The sequence below is a fragment of the Ensifer sp. genome, assembly GCF_031989085.1.
Classification (GTDB): domain Bacteria; phylum Pseudomonadota; class Alphaproteobacteria; order Rhizobiales; family Rhizobiaceae; genus Ensifer.
Genome location: NZ_DALZXU010000001.1, coordinates 1,247,864 through 1,264,002, shown reverse-complemented (window position 1 = coordinate 1,264,002; position 16,139 = coordinate 1,247,864). Strand labels below are relative to the sequence as shown.

At 62.1% G+C, this 16,139-nt stretch carries 17 protein-coding genes; 8 read left to right on the top strand and 9 right to left on the bottom strand.

What is annotated here, in order from left to right:
* Positions 1-227: 227 nt before the first annotated feature.
* The 4 genes from RTP54_RS06115 to RTP54_RS06100 all read left to right on the top strand — a co-directional run bounded on the left by RTP54_RS06115 (position 228) and on the right by RTP54_RS06100 (position 2,862).
* Positions 228-938, top strand: a complete 711-nt coding sequence (locus tag RTP54_RS06115; protein ID WP_312361566.1) for an HAD family phosphatase — start codon at positions 228-230, stop codon at positions 936-938.
* Between the two features lie 173 nt (positions 939-1,111).
* Complete coding sequence (locus RTP54_RS06110; RefSeq protein WP_312361564.1) at positions 1,112-1,612, top strand: cupin domain-containing protein; 501 nt, start codon at positions 1,112-1,114, stop codon at positions 1,610-1,612.
* A gap of 37 nt (positions 1,613-1,649) precedes the next feature.
* Positions 1,650-2,225: a GNAT family N-acetyltransferase gene (locus RTP54_RS06105; protein WP_312361563.1), complete on the top strand. Its 576-nt coding sequence runs from the start codon at positions 1,650-1,652 to the stop codon at positions 2,223-2,225.
* 286 nt (positions 2,226-2,511) lie between these two features.
* Positions 2,512-2,862, top strand: coding sequence for a hypothetical protein (locus RTP54_RS06100; protein WP_112810085.1), 351 nt, complete (start codon positions 2,512-2,514; stop codon positions 2,860-2,862).
* Between the two features lie 80 nt (positions 2,863-2,942).
* Here RTP54_RS06100 and RTP54_RS06095 read toward each other — a convergent pair whose 3' ends face one another.
* The 7 genes from RTP54_RS06095 to RTP54_RS06065 form a co-directional block, all read right to left on the bottom strand.
* Positions 2,943-3,563, bottom strand: coding sequence for a riboflavin synthase (locus RTP54_RS06095; protein ID WP_112809970.1), 621 nt, complete (start codon positions 3,561-3,563; stop codon positions 2,943-2,945).
* Positions 3,563-4,669 (bottom strand): bifunctional diaminohydroxyphosphoribosylaminopyrimidine deaminase/5-amino-6-(5-phosphoribosylamino)uracil reductase RibD, encoded by a 1,107-nt coding sequence (gene ribD, locus RTP54_RS06090; protein WP_312361562.1) that lies wholly within the window; start codon positions 4,667-4,669, stop codon positions 3,563-3,565. Before ribD ends, RTP54_RS06095 begins: the two co-directional genes overlap by 1 nt.
* 18 nt (positions 4,670-4,687) lie before the next feature.
* Positions 4,688-5,161, bottom strand: a complete 474-nt coding sequence (gene nrdR, locus RTP54_RS06085) for a transcriptional regulator NrdR (protein ID WP_003529310.1) — start codon at positions 5,159-5,161, stop codon at positions 4,688-4,690.
* A 10-nt stretch (positions 5,162-5,171) separates the two neighbouring features.
* Positions 5,172-6,467: a serine hydroxymethyltransferase gene (gene glyA / locus RTP54_RS06080; protein ID WP_112809972.1), complete on the bottom strand. Its 1,296-nt coding sequence runs from the start codon at positions 6,465-6,467 to the stop codon at positions 5,172-5,174.
* 184 nt (positions 6,468-6,651) lie between these two features.
* The gene (locus RTP54_RS06075) at positions 6,652-7,977 is read right to left on the bottom strand and encodes a murein L,D-transpeptidase (RefSeq protein ID WP_112809973.1); all 1,326 of its coding nucleotides are present in this window, start codon (positions 7,975-7,977) and stop codon (positions 6,652-6,654) included.
* Positions 7,978-8,369: 392 nt separating this feature from the next.
* Positions 8,370-8,882, bottom strand: coding sequence for a transcriptional regulator LdtR (ldtR, locus tag RTP54_RS06070; RefSeq protein ID WP_112809974.1), 513 nt, complete (start codon positions 8,880-8,882; stop codon positions 8,370-8,372).
* Positions 8,883-9,012: 130 nt separating this feature from the next.
* Positions 9,013-9,450, bottom strand: coding sequence for a DUF6163 family protein (locus RTP54_RS06065; protein WP_112809975.1), 438 nt, complete (start codon positions 9,448-9,450; stop codon positions 9,013-9,015).
* Between the two features lie 180 nt (positions 9,451-9,630).
* Here RTP54_RS06065 and hemB point away from each other — a divergent pair, with 180 nt between their 5' ends.
* The 4 genes from hemB (at position 9,631) to RTP54_RS06045 (ending at position 13,031) form a co-directional block, all read left to right on the top strand.
* Positions 9,631-10,647 (top strand): porphobilinogen synthase, encoded by a 1,017-nt coding sequence (gene hemB, locus RTP54_RS06060; protein WP_112809976.1) that lies wholly within the window; start codon positions 9,631-9,633, stop codon positions 10,645-10,647.
* A gap of 100 nt (positions 10,648-10,747) precedes the next feature.
* Positions 10,748-11,212: an RDD family protein gene (locus RTP54_RS06055; RefSeq protein WP_112809977.1), complete on the top strand. Its 465-nt coding sequence runs from the start codon at positions 10,748-10,750 to the stop codon at positions 11,210-11,212.
* Between the two features lie 130 nt (positions 11,213-11,342).
* Complete coding sequence (locus RTP54_RS06050; protein ID WP_112809978.1) at positions 11,343-12,131, top strand: arginyltransferase; 789 nt, start codon at positions 11,343-11,345, stop codon at positions 12,129-12,131.
* 3 nt (positions 12,132-12,134) lie between these two features.
* Positions 12,135-13,031, top strand: coding sequence for a DMT family transporter (locus RTP54_RS06045; protein WP_312361558.1), 897 nt, complete (start codon positions 12,135-12,137; stop codon positions 13,029-13,031).
* A gap of 27 nt (positions 13,032-13,058) precedes the next feature.
* Here RTP54_RS06045 and RTP54_RS06040 read toward each other — a convergent pair whose 3' ends face one another.
* Together RTP54_RS06040 and parC are read right to left on the bottom strand one after the other, a co-directional pair.
* The gene (locus RTP54_RS06040; RefSeq protein WP_112810086.1) at positions 13,059-13,400 is read right to left on the bottom strand and encodes an ArsR/SmtB family transcription factor; all 342 of its coding nucleotides are present in this window, start codon (positions 13,398-13,400) and stop codon (positions 13,059-13,061) included.
* Positions 13,401-13,535: 135 nt separating this feature from the next.
* A complete protein-coding gene (gene parC, locus RTP54_RS06035) occupies positions 13,536-15,812 on the bottom strand; it encodes a DNA topoisomerase IV subunit A (RefSeq protein WP_312361554.1) in 2,277 nt (758 codons plus the stop codon).
* Between the last annotated feature and the right edge of the window lie 327 nt (positions 15,813-16,139).

The window sequence follows — 16,139 nt, the reverse complement described above, 5'->3', positions numbered from 1 at the left end:
GGCGGTCAAACCATGACCGGCGCCGAATGGCAAGCAAATTCCGCTTTTGGCGCCCTTTTGCCACGCCATGCCGCCGCACTGCCCTGTCCGCTCCCGAAGGCATGGCACGCTTGTGTCACGCTTGAAGGGGTAGCCAGGCGTAACCGACAATGGCAATAATCCCGGCATGACGCCTGGCGGAGAGAACGCCTGCCAGAATAATGGAAGTCGAGCGAAGGTAGTTCCACATGCATGATGTCGATCCGTCGATATCTATTCGCCTGCCGCGCATGCCTCAAGCCGTCGTTTTCGACATGGACGGCCTGCTGTTCGATACGGAGGCACTCTATCGCGACGCGATGCTGGCGACCGCGCAGTCGCTGGACAGGCACATGCCTTCGTCGCTCTATCTCTCGACGATCGGCCTTTCCGGCGATGCGACCCGGCATGTCCTCGGCCGGCATTTCGGCCCGGATCTCGATCTCGACCAGTTCTGGCAGTTGGCAAGCGAACGCTTTCATCACCTTGCGACGACCGACCTCAGGCTGAAGCCCGGAGTGGTGGAAATCCTCGGCACGCTCGAAGACCTCAGCGTCCCCTTTGCGATCGCCACGTCGTCCGGCCATCACGACGTCGAGCGAAATCTCGCCCTCCATGGCTTGCTCAAGCGTTTCCCCGTCGTGGTTGCCCACGGCGATTATCAGCAGGGCAAGCCGCATCCCGAACCGTTCCTGACGGCGGCCAGTCGGCTCGGCGTGTCGCCCGCGCACTGCCTGGCGCTGGAGGATAGCCACAATGGCGTTCGCTCGGCCTCCTCGGCGGGCATGATGACGGTGATGGTGCCGGATCTGCTTGCGGCAACGGAAGACGTTCGGGACCTTTGCACCGGCATTGCCGGCGATCTCCACGACGTTCGCAATGCCGTCCTCCTTGCGCGAGGCGCCCATGTCGCTGCCTGACGGCCGTATTGCGTCACGCGCCTGCCCGCAACGGAACTGCGGCACCTCCCGCAGGAATGGAAACCCGCCTCCGGACACCTGAACAAAGGGGAATTGACGGACAGTCAAACGCTCGACACGGATGACCTGGAGAGGTCGCCGCGTGCGACGACGACAACGCCAGGGAGGAAAAAATGGCGGATATCAAAAAACCCATCGTCAATCCGAGGGATCTTGTTCTCGACGAATGGTCCGAAGGCACGTTCTTTCAGTCCCGCGACGTTTCTTTCGGAAAGCTGCTTGGCCTGAAGGACCTCGGGATCGGCTACGGCGAGGTTCCGCCGGGCAAATCCGGCTGCCCCTTCCACAACCACCATGTGGAGGAGGAAATGTTCATCATCATCGAGGGTGAAGGCACCTACCGGTTCGGAACGGAGCGCTACGCCGTCGGGCCGGGCGACGTTCTGGGCGCGCCCGCCGGTGGACCGGAGACGGCGCATCATCTGATCAACACGGGAACCGTGCCGCTTAAATATCTCTCGATCTCGACGATGGCCGCCACCGAGATCTGCGAATATCCCGATTCCGGAAAGTTCCACGTCAGGACGCGTACGGCTGCCGGCGAACGCCAGTTCCAGTTCACCGGCAGGCCCGAAAGTGCCGTCGACTACTGGGACGGCGAGCCCGGCATCTGATCATCCCACCTTCCAAACCCATAGCAGTGGATAAAACATGCACAGTGTTCCCATCATCGAGACCGAACGTCTGGTCCTGCGCCCCTATCGACGTGACGACTTCACATCCTACGCCGCTCTTTTCGCCGATGCCGAGGTCACACGTTTCGTCGGTGGCGTTCCCTACACGCGCGAGCAATCCTGGACACGTTTCCTCCGCCAGGTCGGCATGTGGCATTATTTCGGCTTCGGTTTCTTCGCCATTCAGGATCGGACGACCGGCGTCTTTCTCGGTGAAGCCGGCTTTCACGACGTGCATCGGCTGATCACGCCGTCGCTCGAAGGCACGATGGAGACCGGTTGGGCGCTCTCGCCGAAGGCGCACGGCCAGGGGCTGGCGACCGAGGCAGTGACCGCGGCGCTCAGCTGGGCCGACCGGCAGTTTCCCAAGCTGCGAAAGACCTGCATCATCGATGTCGGCAACAACGCTTCCATCCGGGTGGCGGAAAAGCAGGGTTTCAAGGAATTCTGGCGCACGACCTACCACGGCACGCATGTGATCATGTTCGAGCGACAGAGGAAAAACACTACCCAAGCGGGCAGCGCAAAGGTCCACGAGCGCTTTGAAACATGAACAATTTTTAATTGTTTTCCAGCGCATTATGCCACGGAAACGGCCAGATTCCCGCCCAATTTCCTAGGCGTTGGCACGACGCGAACCCCTGATCCCCACGGGAAACGCCGCCCAGCAAGTCGAAACAGACCGGCCTATTCCGCTGCGGGTGACATCACCCGCAAACGGTGTCGGCCGGCCGCTGCGACCACGTTTCGGACATGGCCCCCGATTGCCCGTGAAGGGTCCCGCGTTCGGGTCTCAGGCTGCCGAGCCGCGCGTCGCCACAACTTTAAGGAGCATGACCATGAACCGCATTGCCAAGCTTTCCGTCATCGCTGCCCTGTCCGCCCTGACGTTTGGCGGCGTCTCCCACGCCGCCGGCACCGAAATGAACTGGCCTGCCCAGATCGACCGCACGGTACGCGATTTCAAAGGTGACAACTTCAACGTCGTCAACGTCGATACGCTGAAGGAAACCAGCCAGACCCGTACCTGGATCAATGAAGCCACACCGCAACAGCTCTCGGCGCTGCATGCAGCAGTCGGTGCCAACAAGCCACTCGCTGAAAAGCTGCGGTCCGAGAATGTCGAGATGAACAACATCGCCGGCGCCGAACAGGCCGCCGACGGCAGCCTGACGTTCTACCTGCGCTGACCATAAGTCGCGCATAGCGAAAATGCCGCCGCCCCCCGATCGGGGGCGGTTCGCTTTCAGGACCGTGGTGAATTGATGCGTTACTCGGCCTTCGGCGCCGGAAACTCGGCGAGGCGCGCGGCATAGCGCGCCATCGTGTCGACCTCGAAGTTGACGAAGTCACCCGCCTTGCGCTCGCCCCAGGTCGTTACCTCCAGGGAGTGACGGATCAGCAGAACGTCGAACTCGGCGCCGTCCACCTTGTTGACGGTCAGCGACGTGCCGTCGAGCGCGACGGATCCCTTCGGCGCGACGAACCTTGCAAGCTGCGCCGGCGCACGCAGGCGAAACCGCACCGCGTCTCCCTCAGGCTCGACCGCGAGGATCTCTGCCCTATCATCGATATGGCCGGAAACGAGGTGGCCGCCGAGCTCGTCGCCGATCTTCAGCGAGCGCTCGAGATTGATGCGCGTACCCTTTTTCCAGCCGGCGATGGTCGTCAGCCGCAGCGCCTCTTCCCAGGCCTCGACTTCGAACCAGCGTTCATTGCTGCCGCCATCCGGCAAGGCCGTCACCGTGAGGCAGACGCCGGAATGGGCGATCGACGCTCCCATGTCGATGGTCTTCGGATCAAAGCTGGTGGCGACGCGCAGCTTCACGCCTTCCTTCAAAGGCGTGACGGCATCTACGGTCCCGATATCTGTGACAATGCCTGTGAACATCAGTTCTCTCTTTCGTATTCTTCGAAAAGGTCGTCGCCGTATCGCGCGGAATTGACGAGCGTGAAGCCTGACGGCACCGACCTTCGATCAAATGGGGATGCGATGCCGTTTTCGCCAATGCTTTGCGGGCCGGTGTAGATCTGGATGCGATCGACAAGCCCGGCATCGAGGAAAGCACGGGCGGCGACGGCGCCACCTTCCACAAGCAGCGAAGAGATGCCGCGCGAGCCGAGGGCCGACAGCAGATCCGTCACGGTGCCGGTTTCCAGAATCTCGACGCCTTCGGCCTCGAGCGCGGCGCGGCGGAGAACGTGGTCGCCGTCCTCCAGTTCCGATTGCGGCGCCGGCTCGGCGGACACGACAATCAAGGGAACCGCGCGCGCCGACCGCACGAGCTTGGAACCAGGCGAAAGGTCCAGTCGCCGATCGAGAACGATGCGGACGGGGGAGCGATCTTCAAGACCAGGCAGGCGCACCGTCAATTCCGGATCGTCCGCGGTCGCCGTGCCGATGCCGACGAGGATCGCATCTGTCTGTGCCCGCAGAACCTGAACCTGTGCCCGCGCAATGGACCCGGTGATACGGACCTGTCCGGCACCCTTCCGGCCGATCATGCCATCGGCGGATATGGCAAGCTTGAGGGTGACATGCGGGCGTTTTTTGACCTGACGCATGAGATAGGCTTCGAGGGCTCGATGCCCCTCCTCCGGCAGAACGCCGATATCGACCGTGATGCCGGCATCGCGCAGGCGCACCACGCCGCGGCCGGCGACACGCTCATCCGGGTCGAGGATCGAGATCACGACTCGGTCAACGCCCGACGCAACGAGGGCGTCGGCGCAAGGCGGGGTCTTGCCGTGATGCGAGCACGGCTCGAGGGTGACATAGGCTGTCGCGCCGCGCGCCCGCTCGCCCGCTTCGACGAGCGCCTGGGTCTCGGCATGCGGACGGCCGCTCCGGGCAGTAACGGCCCGGCCGACCACGACGCCATCCTTTACGATCAGGCAGGCGACGGAGGGATTTGTGGATGTCTGGCCGAGATGTTGGCGCGCCAGCCGCAGGGCCGCCGCCATGAACCTCTCGTCCTCACGGGTGGGATTGGCCATGGCGTCCGGTGCGCTTTCCTATTCGCCGGGGTCGCGCGCAATCTTGGCGCTGATCTCGGCGATGACCTTTTCGAAGTCTTCGGCGTGGGAGAAATCCCGGTAGACCGACGCGTAGCGCACGAAAGCAACGTCGTCGAGGCTCTTCAGCGCTTCCAGCACCTGCAGACCGATCTCTTCCGAGGGGATCTCGGTCTCACCGGAACTTTCGAGCCGACGCACGATGCCGGAGACCGCCCGCTCGATGCGGTCGCGGTCGACAGGACGCTTTCTGAGCGCGATCTCGAAGGACCGCAAAAGCTTGTCCCGGTCGAAAGGCACCTTCCGACCGGTCTTCTTGATGATCATCAGCTCACGCAGCTGCACCCGCTCGAAGGTCGTGAAGCGACCGCCGCAATCCGGGCAGATACGGCGACGGCGAATGGCGTTGCCGTCCTCTGCCGGACGGCTGTCCTTCACCTGGCTGTCTTCGGAACCGCAATAGGGGCAGCGCATGATGAGCCGATCACATGTAGCCGTACATCGGGAAGCGACCGGTGAGCTTCATCACCTTCTCGCGCACGCCCGCTTCGACGGCGGAGTTGCCTTCGTCGGAATTGGCGACCTTGAGGCCGTCGAGCACTTCGACGATCAGTTCACCGATTTCCTTGAACTCGGCTTCCTTGAAGCCACGGGTCGTGCCGGCTGGCGTGCCGAGACGAACACCCGAGGTGACGAACGGCTTTTCCGGATCGAAAGGGATACCGTTCTTGTTGCAGGTGACGTAGGCGCGGCCGAGAGCCGCCTCGGCGCGCTTGCCGGTGGCGTTCTTCTTGCGCAGGTCGACCAGCATCAGATGGTTGTCGGTGCCACCGGAAACGATATCGAGGCCGTTGGCCTTGAGCGTTTCTGCAAGGGTACGGGCGTTCTTGACGACCTGGGCAGCATAGTCCTTGAACGAGGGCTGCAAGGCCTCACCGAGCGCGACTGCCTTGGCGGCGATGACGTGCATCAGCGGGCCGCCCTGCAGGCCCGGGAAGACGGCCGAGTTGATCTTCTTGGCGATATCCTCGTCGTTGGTGAGGATCATGCCGCCGCGCGGGCCGCGCAACGACTTGTGCGTCGTCGTCGTGGCGACGTGGCAATGCGGGACCGGCGACGGATGCTGGTCACCGGCAACGAGGCCGGCGATGTGCGCCATGTCGACCATCAGGTAGGCGCCGACTTCATCGGCGATCTCGCGGAAGCGCTTCCAGTCCCAGATACGGGAATAGGCGGTGCCGCCGGCGATGATCAGCTTCGGCTTGTGCTGGCGTGCCTTCTCGGCGACATCATCCATGTCGAGCAGATGATCGCTTTCGCGAACGCCGTAGGAAACCACGTTGAACCACTTGCCGGACATGTTGACCGGCGAACCGTGCGTCAGGTGACCGCCCGAATTGAGGTCGAGGCCCATGAAGGTATCGCCCGGCTGCAGGAGCGCGAGGAAGACGGCCTGGTTCATCTGCGAGCCTGAGTTCGGCTGCACGTTGACGAACTTGGCGCCGAAGAGCTTCTTGGCGCGTTCGATTGCCAATTCCTCGGCGATATCGACGAACTGGCAGCCGCCGTAATAGCGCTTGCCCGGATAGCCCTCGGCATACTTGTTGGTCATGATCGAGCCCTGAGCCTCGAGCACGGCGCGCGACACGATGTTCTCGGAGGCGATCAGTTCGATCTCGTGGCGCTGACGACCCAGCTCCTTTTCGATCGAGCCGAAGATCTCCGGATCGCTGTCGGCCAGAGAACGGGTGAAGAAGGCGTCATTGTTCTGTGCAAGCATCGGCGCGAGGCTCCTCTGAAAGGTGGCAGTTCTTTAGCTTCCTCGCACGGCGAGAGCAATATCCGCTGTGCGGTTTGCGTCATTTCCCCCATCTGCCGCGCCTATCAGTCGCGGCCCCGAACCAACGAAAAAGCCGCGCTCCAAGGGGATGCGCGGCTTTTCGAGATTAACGGTGCGACTTTGCTTATTGCGGCAAGGCGTCCGATTCGACCGAGCCGGCCGATTGCTCCACCCCATAAGGGGTCTGCAGAGCCAGTTCGGTCGCGCCGTCGCGCTGATAGATGTCGTCGCGGAACTGGACGACACCGTCCGTCGCCGACCAGGCGGTGATGTAGGTGAAGAAGACGGGAACCTCTTCAGCCAGCTTGATCGGCGTGTTGACGCCGGTCTTGATCGTCGCTTCCATCTGCTGGCGCGACCAGCCGGGGGTTTCCTTCAACAGCCAGCTCGACAGGTCGCGAACGTTCTGGACGCGCACACAGCCCGACGATTCGAAACGCATCAGCTTGTTGAACAGGCCCTGCTGGGGCGTGTCGTGCATGTAGACCTGATGCTCGTTGTGGAAGTTGATCTTCGTCGACGACATCGCGTTGATCTTGCCCGGGTCCTGACGGAACATCAGGTTCGGTGCCTTCTCGGCATTCCAGTCGACCGTCTCGGGAGACACTTCGCCGCCGTTGCCGTCGAACAGGCGGATGGCGTTGCGCTTCAGATAGGTCGGGTCCTTGCGCATCAGCGGCATGATATCCTTCTGGATGATCGAGCGTGGCGCGGTCCAATACGGGTTGAGGATAACCTCGTAGATCTTCGAGTTGAGAATGGGCGACTGACGGTCGATCTTGCCGACGATGGCGGTGTGGCGCAGCGCCACCCGGCCGTTCTCCACAGCCTCGATATAGGCGGCCGGAATGTTGACCATCACGTAGCGGCGGCCGAGATCACCGGACATCGACTGCAGGCGCACGAGGTTGGTCTGCAACTGCCCAAGGCGAGTGGTCGCCGGGACGTTGATGGCCTTCAGCGTATACTCGCCGATGACGCCATCTGCCGGCAGGCCGTGGCGAGCCTGGAACCGCTTGACCGCGCCGTCGACATAGGAATCGAACTGCTGCGAGATGCCGGCCGAACGGGGCAGATCGCCCGATACCATCAGGCGCTGGCGAAGCTGCTGTACCGACGGGTCGGTGACGCCAAGCTCGAGCTTGGCGCTGGTTGCCACCATCGGCCAACCGCCCGATGAGACGATGTTCTGATAGTCGAAAATGGCCTGCTGCACGTGGTTGATCGTTTCCGGACCGAAAACCGGTGTGTTGGAAACGACTGTCGTTGCCGTGCGCGACGCCTTGGCGTCGTACTGGTCATCCCAGGATCCGCGGCGTGGCGAATTGATGATCTCGCTCAGGGCGTCCTGTGCGCCTGCGGCGCCAGCCCAGGCGACGGCGCCGAAGGTTGCGGCCGAGCGCAGAAATGCACGGCGCGAGAATGCATCAATTCCATTCTTTTTCGACATATTCCTACCATCCCAATGCGTTGGCACGCGCCTTATGCGCAGGCACGCATGTTGCCGGATCCCTAACACGATCGTGGTTAACAAAGGTCAACCAACGAGCCACCCTGCCCTCACTTGATTTCACGAAACCGCGAGCGAGAGCCCTCTTCCGGCAGGCATACGCAAAACGAATCCACGTCAATCAACGGACGTGGCCGCACCTACCGCATGTCCTCGTCGCTGTCACATCAATATGGCCAATTCGTGTCTCGGCGGCTCGCTTGAGGCATGTGGCACGCCTCTTGCTTGAACCGAGTGCGCCCCTGCGGCACGAATGCATCTGTCGCGAAACGGCAAGGGCCGGACACGCAGGGATTGCGTCCGGCCCTTGAACTGGAGGTATCCGATTTCGCCTACAGGCGATACATGATGCTATCGTTCCAGAAGCGATCAAGGCGCTGCAGCAGCTTGTTCATCTGGGTGAACTCGTCCGAACCGATGCCGCCGACCTTCTGGATCGAGCCGACGTGGCGCTCATAGAGCTTGGCAACCGTTTCGGCAATTTCCTGGCCGTCTTCGGTCAGGCTGATGCGGACCGAGCGACGGTCGACACGCGAGCGCTGATGGTTGATGAGACCGAGATCGACCAGCTTCTTGACGTTGTAGGAGACGTTCGAGCCGAGGTAGTAACCGCGGGAGCGAAGCTCGCCGGCGGTCAGCTCGGAGGTGCCGATGTTGAACAGCAACAGGGCCTGTACTGCGTTGACGTCGTCGCGACCCTGACGGTCGAACTCGTCCTTGATGACGTCGAGCAGACGGCGGTGCAGACGCTCGACGAGGTGAAGGGATTCCATGTAGAGACCACGGACAGTTTCTTCCTGGGGGTCTCTGGGCTGGGCCGCCTGCGGCTTCATTTTCGTGTTCATTTGACTGCCTCACTGTTTTGTTTGGCGGTGTATGTTTGTTTTCCCGCCTTGAGTGAGAACCTAACGAATACGTCTAAAATTCTACTTAAACCGCAGCCTTAACATGAGCTTACCATTCGGCGAGCCTGTCTCACGGTGAATCAACTCTTACCTGTCTTGCCTGCCGGATGCGCTGATAGAAGAGTGCAGCCCGGAAAAGCACGAACGTCACCGCGACCGCAACATGCAGGATTACCAGCAGCGGGCGGCTGCCGAAACTGACGGGATAGAACTCGTACATGGCGATTTCGATCGCCGCCGCAACCACCCAGACCACCGGCCCCCAGGACACCAGCAGCCACAGCCCGAGCGCGGCAACGGGGTAGACGACGGCAAGCGCTGTCGCAGCCGCCCGCCACTCCGGCGTCAACAAATCGAAGCGTCCGGCACCGCCATGGGAAAAGCCGATCAGCATCGCCCAATAGTTCAGCGCGAACCAGAAGCACGAGGCAGACACCAGCCGCAGGAACAGACCGAAAAGGATTTCGGTGAGCGATGGTTTCGGCACATGGGCAGAATCATGAAGCATGGCGGCAAGATAGGGCGGCCCGGCGTCATCCGCCAGCGGGAACGGAGCCCCCCGCCCCCGCCGGCAGACGGCAGGGGAAGAAATGCCGCAGGCAAGCGGCGCGCCGTGCAGTTTCCAAGCGTCGCTCCCGCATGGTAAAGCGCATGCCACCACACAGCTTCCAGGGAAAGGCGCGGCGCAATGAACGACAGGACGAATCTTGTGGACAGTATTACCGGGCACCGCCGCATGCGCCGCAACCGCAAGGCCGACTGGACGCGCCGGCTGGTGCAGGAAAACCGGCTGACGGTCGATGACCTGATCTGGCCGATCTTCATCGTGCCGGGCGAAAACATCGTCCAGCCGATCGACGCCATGCCGGGCGTCAACCGCATGAGCATCGACAGGGCTGTGGAAGCGGTGAAGGAAGCGGCCGGTCTAGGCATCCCGGCAATCGCCACATTTCCCAATATCGATCTGTCGCTGCGCGACGAGACCGGCTCCAACAGCCTTGCCGCCGACAATCTCATCAATCAGGCGACGCGTGCCTTCAAGAAAGCCGTGCCCGAGATCGGCATCATCACCGACGTGGCACTCGATCCCTTCACCAGCCATGGCCATGACGGCATCCTGCGCAACGGCGAGATCGTCAACGACGAGACGGTCGAGATGATCGCCAGGGCCGCCGTGGCGCAGGCCGATGCCGGCTCCGACATCATCGCGCCGTCGGACATGATGGATGGGCGCATCGGCGCCATCCGCCAGGCACTCGATGCCGCCGGCCACCAGAACGTCGGTATCATGGCATATGCGACGAAATTCGCGTCCGGCTTTTACGGCCCCTACCGGGAGGCGATCGGCACCGGCGGTCTCTTGAAGGGCGACAAGAAGACCTACTACATCGACCCCGCCAACGGCACCGAGGCCATCCGCGACGCCGCACTCGACGTCGAGGAAGGGGCCGACATGCTGATGGTCAAGCCAGGGCTTCCCTATCTCGACATCTGCTGGCGCATGAAGGAGGCATTCGGCCTTCCGGTTTTCGCCTACCAGGTGTCGGGCGAATACTCCCAGATCAAGGCGGCCGCGGCCAACGGCTGGATCGACGGCGAGAAGGTGATGCTCGAAACGCTGCTCGCCTTCAAGCGCGCCGGCTGCGACGGCATCCTCAGCTACTTTGCCGTCGAGGTCGCGAAAATTCTCGCCAAGGGGCGGTAACGCCCACCTGACAAACTGCAGGCAACCGATCGTGGGCAATCCTTGTTTTGCCCACAATGTCATCCCATATCGAGCTTGCAACCATGCGAGGCCACTAGAGATGACGATGCACAACGAAGAACTGCGGCTGCCGAGCAATGACTGGCGCGCCTACCAGGGTGTGCTGTCGAGGCGGGTGTTTGCCTTCATTCTCGATTACGTCATCATCGCCCTTCTATGGATCCCGGCCGCCGTGGTCGTCTTCTTCCTGGGTATACTGACGCTCGGCCTCGGATTCCTGCTCTATCCCGTGCTTTTCGCGTTTCTGGCGATGCTCTATTTCGGCATCACCGTCGGTGGACGCGAGCAGGCCTCGCCCGGCATGCGCATGATGGGTCTTGCTATTGCACGCACGGACGGGCGACCGATGGATTTCCTGACGGCGATCGTCCATCTGGTGATCTTTTGGATCGCCAACGCGCTCCTGACGCCGCTCGTACTTCTGGTCGGTCTGTTCACCGATCGCAGCCGCCTGCTGCACGATCTCCTGATCGGCACGGTCACAGTGCGTCGCGACGCCTACTGATCAACGCCGAAGCGCGGTAACGGATGACCCACACGCAAGGGGACCGCCCCAAACGTGTGAGTTGACGTTTTCCATTCTTCCGCCATGCTATTGTCATGAACAACCGCGCCAAGAGTGACAACCGCACTCGATGAACACACAGACCACTCCGTCTCCGCAATTCTATCTTACTGCGCCGGCAGCCTGCCCATATCTGCCGAACGAGATGGAGCGAAAGGTGTTTACCCACATGGTGGGGGAGCGCGCACCGGAGCTCAACGACCTCTTGACCCAGGGCGGATTTCGCCGCTCGCAGAACATTGCCTATCGCCCGGCATGCGAAACCTGTCGCGCCTGCATTTCCGTGCGCATCCTCGCCAACGAATTCTCGCCGACCCGGTCGATGCGCCGTGTGCTCGCAACCAACAGCGATGTGATTTCCTCGGAGTATCCGGCCGAGCCGTCGAGCGAGCAGTACAATCTCTTCCGCCGCTACCTCGACCGGCGTCACCAGAAGGGCGGCATGTCCGACATGTCGGTTCTCGACTATGCGATGATGGTCGAGGATACGCACGTCCATACCAAGATCATCGAATACCGACTGCGGGCCGAAGGTGACGGCATCAGCGAGAGGGGGCGTGGCCCCTTGATCGCTACGGCTCTGACCGATCGCATGGGTGATGGTCTGTCGATGGTCTACTCGTTCTTCGATCCGGCGTGCGAGGATCGCTCGCTCGGCACCTTCATGATTCTCGATCATATCCGGCGCGCCCGGGAGCGCGGCCTGCCGCACGTGTATCTCGGCTATTGGGTCAAGGGATCGCGCAAGATGGGCTACAAGACGAAATTTTTGCCGCAGGAGCACCTTATGCCGCGCGGCTGGGAGCGCTACGATGGTCCCGATACGGCCGCGGAAACGCCTTCAACCGAAACGGATTGACCCTTGAGCTCCTCCACCGATGCTGCGCTCCACCGGCGCGGACTTGCCATCACCAGCCTTGGCGGCCTCGCTCTCTCCTTCGACATTCCGCTCATCCGATCTGCCGGCGGCGAGGTCTGGTCCCTGCTTGCGGTCAGAAGCCTGTCAACCTTCGTGGTCGGCCTTGTCGCCTGGTTCGTGCTCAATCGGCTGCTCGGCCGCAAAATCTCGCTCATCCCAGGCAAGGCTGGGCTGGTCGTCGGCCTGTTCTACGGCATCAACTCCTGCACGTTTCTGCTCGCCGTGTTCAACACGTCGACAGCAAATGTCGTGTTCATCCTTGCCTTCACGTCGATGTTCGCCGCGTTGCTCTCCTGGATTTTCCTGAAAGAGCGTCCATCCAATGCCACGCTCGTCACGATGGCGGCCATGGTGGTCGGCGTCGGGCTGATCGTCCAGGATGGGCTTGAGAGCGGCCATCTGTTCGGCGACGCGATGGCGGCGAGTTCCGCCTTCCTGCTCGCAAGCGCCATCACGATCAGCCGGGCGAGCGGGCGCGACATGGCATTGGTGCCACTTGTCACCGCCATTTTTCCGGCCGCCGTCGCCCTTCTGCTGCTGCCGGCCAGCGGTTTTGCGATCGCGGCTCCGCAATACATCCTGTTCAACGGCCTCGTGATGATCCCGCTGGCATTCTTCTGCCTGGCGACCGGCCCACGGTTCCTGTCGGCACCGGAAGTCGGCATGTTCTATCTGTTGGAAACCATCCTGGCGCCGATCTGGGTCTGGCTCGTCTTTGCGGAAAGTCCGACGACACAGACGCTCATCGGTGGCGCCGTCCTGATCCTGGCGCTGATCGGCCATTCTCTTTGGCAGATGCGGAGCCGAGCGGCCCGCGCGGCGTTGTCCTGCGCAGAATAGGCAGCGGCAGCCTCGATCGCGTGATTGTCAGGCAGGCGTCCGGCCGGCCTCCTCCGACGGAGCGGCAATCTGGATGTGCATCGACCAGAGGGCGCGGTTCATGTCGATCCACGCGGCTGCGATGTCGAGCGGAGCCGGATTGCCGCGCACCGCTTCACCACCGCGTTCCGGCAATCGGGAGACGAGGCAGGCTTCCTCCAGGATGCGCAGGTGCTGATCGAGAATATCGGGTGTTACCGCCACGGCCGCGGCGACCTCCCCCACCTTCGTTTCTCCGCCGAGAAGGATCTCGAATATCCGCCGGCGCACCGGATTTGCCAGCGCAAGGAGGATGTCGTCGAGGGTCGCAGAATTCGGCATGGCGTTCATCCAGTTGGATGAATATTGATCCACGACCCCACGTTGCTTTCAAGCGCCGAAAACGGGGCATTCCCGGTTTTTCCGGATCGCCGAGCACGGAGAGGATCACGAGCCTGCGCAGCAGTGCCGCGCAGGCCGCTTCCGTCAGCCGCTGAACTTGCCGCTACGCGGGAAGCCCTTGGGCACGACACGGCCCGCTGACGCACGATCCGCCAACCATTCGGCCAGCTCATCCTTGCTCTTGGTGAAGACGCGGCCGGCGCTATCTTCCCACACGAGGCCGTCGGCGATGGCGAAGCAGCGGATATCGGAGACACCGCCGTCCTTGTAGCGCTGCAGGCGGACGCCCTTGCCGCGCGCCATTTCCGGAATCTGCGCCAGCGGGAAGACGAGCATCTTGCGGTTTTCGCCGACCACCGCGACGTGGTCGCCCTTGACGGCCAGGACAAGCTTGGCCTCATCGGGCATGGCGACATTCATCACCTGCTTGCCCTTGCGGGTATTGGCGATGATCTCGCTCTCGGCAACGACAAAGCCATTGCCGGCGGCCGAAGACAGGATGAGTTTTCTTGCCGGATCGTGCACGAAGGCCGTCAGCACGTCCTGATCGTTTTCCATATCGACGATAATGCGCAAGGGTTCGCCATGGCCGCGCCCGCCGGGCAGCTTGTCGCCGCCGAGCGTGTAGACCTTGCCGCCTGTCGTGAAGACGAGGATCTTGTCGGTCGTCTGCGCCGGGAATGCGACCTTGAGCGCATCGCCCTCCTTGAACTGCAGGGTCGACGTATCGGAGATGTGGCCCTTCAGCGCCCGGATCCAGCCCTTTTCCGAGATAACGATGGTGATCGGTTCCTTCTCGATCATCGCTTGCTGGATAGCCTCGATATCGGCATCCGGCGCATCGGCAAAGGTGCTGCGACGCTTGCCGATCTCGGTCGCCTTGGCGAACTTCTTCTTCACCTCGCCGATTTCCCAGGCAACCGTCTGCCACTGCTTCTCCTCGGAAGCGAGCAGCGCCTCGATCTCGGCCTTCTCCTTCGACAGGGCGTCGAATTCGGTGCGGATCTCGAATTCTTCCAGCTTGCGCAGGGAGCGCAGCCGCATGTTGAGGATCGACTCGGCCTGCAGGTCGGTGAGCGAGAAACGCTCCATCATCACGGCCTTGGGCTCATCCTCCTCGCGGATGATGCGAATGACCTCGTCGATATTGAGATAGGCGACGAGATAACCGCCGAGGATCTCAAGGCGACGATCGATCGCCGCCAACCGGTGACGTGACCGGCGCTGCAGAACGTCGCGGCGGTGGGCAAGCCACTCGGTCAGCACTTCGTTGAGCGCCATGACGCGCGGCACGCGCCCCATCGACAGCACGTTCATGTTCAGCGGAATGCGGCTTTCGAGCTCCGTGAGCTTGAACAGCGATTCCATCAGGATGCCGGCATCGACCGAACGACTCTTCGGCACCAGCACGAGGCGGATATCTTCGGCCGACTCGTCACGGATATCTTCCAGCAGCGGCAATTTACGTGCCACGAGCAGCTCGGCGATCTTTTCGATCAGCCGCGACTTCTGGACCTGATAGGGGATTTCGGTGATGACGATCTGGTAACCGCCGCGACCAAGCTCCTCCGAGGCCCAACGCGCCCGCACTCGAAAGCCGCCACGGCCCGTGCGGTAGGCGTCCGCCATGCTCGCGCGGCTTTCGACGATGATGCCGCCGGTCGGAAAATCCGGCCCTTCGATGCCGCCCCTCTGCGGATTGGCGGGATCGTAGAGCAGGTCCTCGACGGTCGCCTCGGGATGGCGGATGAGGTGCAGCGCCGCGTCGCACAGCTCGTGCGCGTTGTGCGGCGGGATCGATGTCGCCATGCCGACGGCGATGCCGGTGGCGCCGTTGGCAAGCAGATTCGGGAAGGCGCCGGGAAGCACGGTCGGCTCCTGGTCTTCCTCGTTGTAGGTGGGACGGAAATCCACCGCGTCCTGGTCGATGCCCTCGAGCAGCAGCGCGGCGACGTCGGTCATCTTCGCTTCGGTGTAACGCATCGCGGCGGCGTTATCGCCGTCGATGTTGCCGAAGTTGCCCTGGCCGTCGACCAGCGGATAGCGGATGGCAAATTCCTGCGAAAGGCGCACCAGCGCATCATAGATCGAGGCGTCGCCATGCGGGTGGAACTTACCCATGACGTCGCCGACGATGCGGGCGCATTTCTTGAAAGAGGTGTTCGGCCTCAGCCCCATCTCGCTCATGGCATGAACGATGCGACGGTGCACTGGCTTCAGTCCGTCGCGGACGTCCGGAAGTGCGCGATGCATGATGGTCGACAAGGCATAGGCAAGGTAGCGCTCTTCCAGCGCTGCCTTCAGGTCAACCGGCTGAATATGATCATCCCCGCCAGACGGGGGCGTAAGGCTTTGTCCCATCTGCTCTTGCTAGCGCAACAAACCCGGAACATCAAGGATTTCAGGGGATCGCGCTGTGGAGAACCAAAGGCGGCGGCAATACGCAATTGAACGGCGCAGGCGGGACGCTGCAATGTTCGTGCAATGCCTAAGTGACTATGGCATGGGTTAGAGGATTGCCCTCGGTAACGTCCTGGAAAGCATCCAGGCGGGGAAGCTCTGTGAATTCAACAAGCGAATATAATTTCGCCCTGTTTCGTATTAGGTTCGGCTGCTGTTGATTTGGATGATTTGCGAGGGGGACATTGCAGGACGCGAACAGGCGGGAGAACAAGGGCTTCGGGCGCG

What these genes read in the sequence shown, in the direction of transcription:
- RTP54_RS06050 (WP_112809978.1), top strand. Translation starts at nt 11,343, where the DNA reads ATGAACACACAGACCACTCCGTCTCCGCAATTCTATCTTACTGCGCCG.
- RTP54_RS06075 (WP_112809973.1), bottom strand. Translation starts at nt 7,977, where the DNA reads ATGTCGAAAAAGAATGGAATTGATGCATTCTCGCGCCGTGCATTTCTG.
- nrdR (WP_003529310.1), bottom strand. Translation starts at nt 5,161, where the DNA reads ATGCGCTGCCCCTATTGCGGTTCCGAAGACAGCCAGGTGAAGGACAGC.
- RTP54_RS06055 (WP_112809977.1), top strand. Translation starts at nt 10,748, where the DNA reads ATGACGATGCACAACGAAGAACTGCGGCTGCCGAGCAATGACTGGCGC.
- RTP54_RS06105 (WP_312361563.1), top strand. Translation starts at nt 1,650, where the DNA reads ATGCACAGTGTTCCCATCATCGAGACCGAACGTCTGGTCCTGCGCCCC.
- hemB (WP_112809976.1), top strand. Translation starts at nt 9,631, where the DNA reads ATGAACGACAGGACGAATCTTGTGGACAGTATTACCGGGCACCGCCGC.
- RTP54_RS06065 (WP_112809975.1), bottom strand. Translation starts at nt 9,450, where the DNA reads ATGCTTCATGATTCTGCCCATGTGCCGAAACCATCGCTCACCGAAATC.
- parC (WP_312361554.1), bottom strand. Translation starts at nt 15,812, where the DNA reads ATGGGACAAAGCCTTACGCCCCCGTCTGGCGGGGATGATCATATTCAG.
- RTP54_RS06100 (WP_112810085.1), top strand. Translation starts at nt 2,512, where the DNA reads ATGAACCGCATTGCCAAGCTTTCCGTCATCGCTGCCCTGTCCGCCCTG.
- RTP54_RS06040 (WP_112810086.1), bottom strand. Translation starts at nt 13,400, where the DNA reads ATGAACGCCATGCCGAATTCTGCGACCCTCGACGACATCCTCCTTGCG.
- ldtR (WP_112809974.1), bottom strand. Translation starts at nt 8,882, where the DNA reads ATGAACACGAAAATGAAGCCGCAGGCGGCCCAGCCCAGAGACCCCCAG.
- glyA (WP_112809972.1), bottom strand. Translation starts at nt 6,467, where the DNA reads ATGCTTGCACAGAACAATGACGCCTTCTTCACCCGTTCTCTGGCCGAC.
- RTP54_RS06110 (WP_312361564.1), top strand. Translation starts at nt 1,112, where the DNA reads ATGGCGGATATCAAAAAACCCATCGTCAATCCGAGGGATCTTGTTCTC.
- RTP54_RS06095 (WP_112809970.1), bottom strand. Translation starts at nt 3,563, where the DNA reads ATGTTCACAGGCATTGTCACAGATATCGGGACCGTAGATGCCGTCACG.
- RTP54_RS06115 (WP_312361566.1), top strand. Translation starts at nt 228, where the DNA reads ATGCATGATGTCGATCCGTCGATATCTATTCGCCTGCCGCGCATGCCT.
- ribD (WP_312361562.1), bottom strand. Translation starts at nt 4,669, where the DNA reads ATGGCCAATCCCACCCGTGAGGACGAGAGGTTCATGGCGGCGGCCCTG.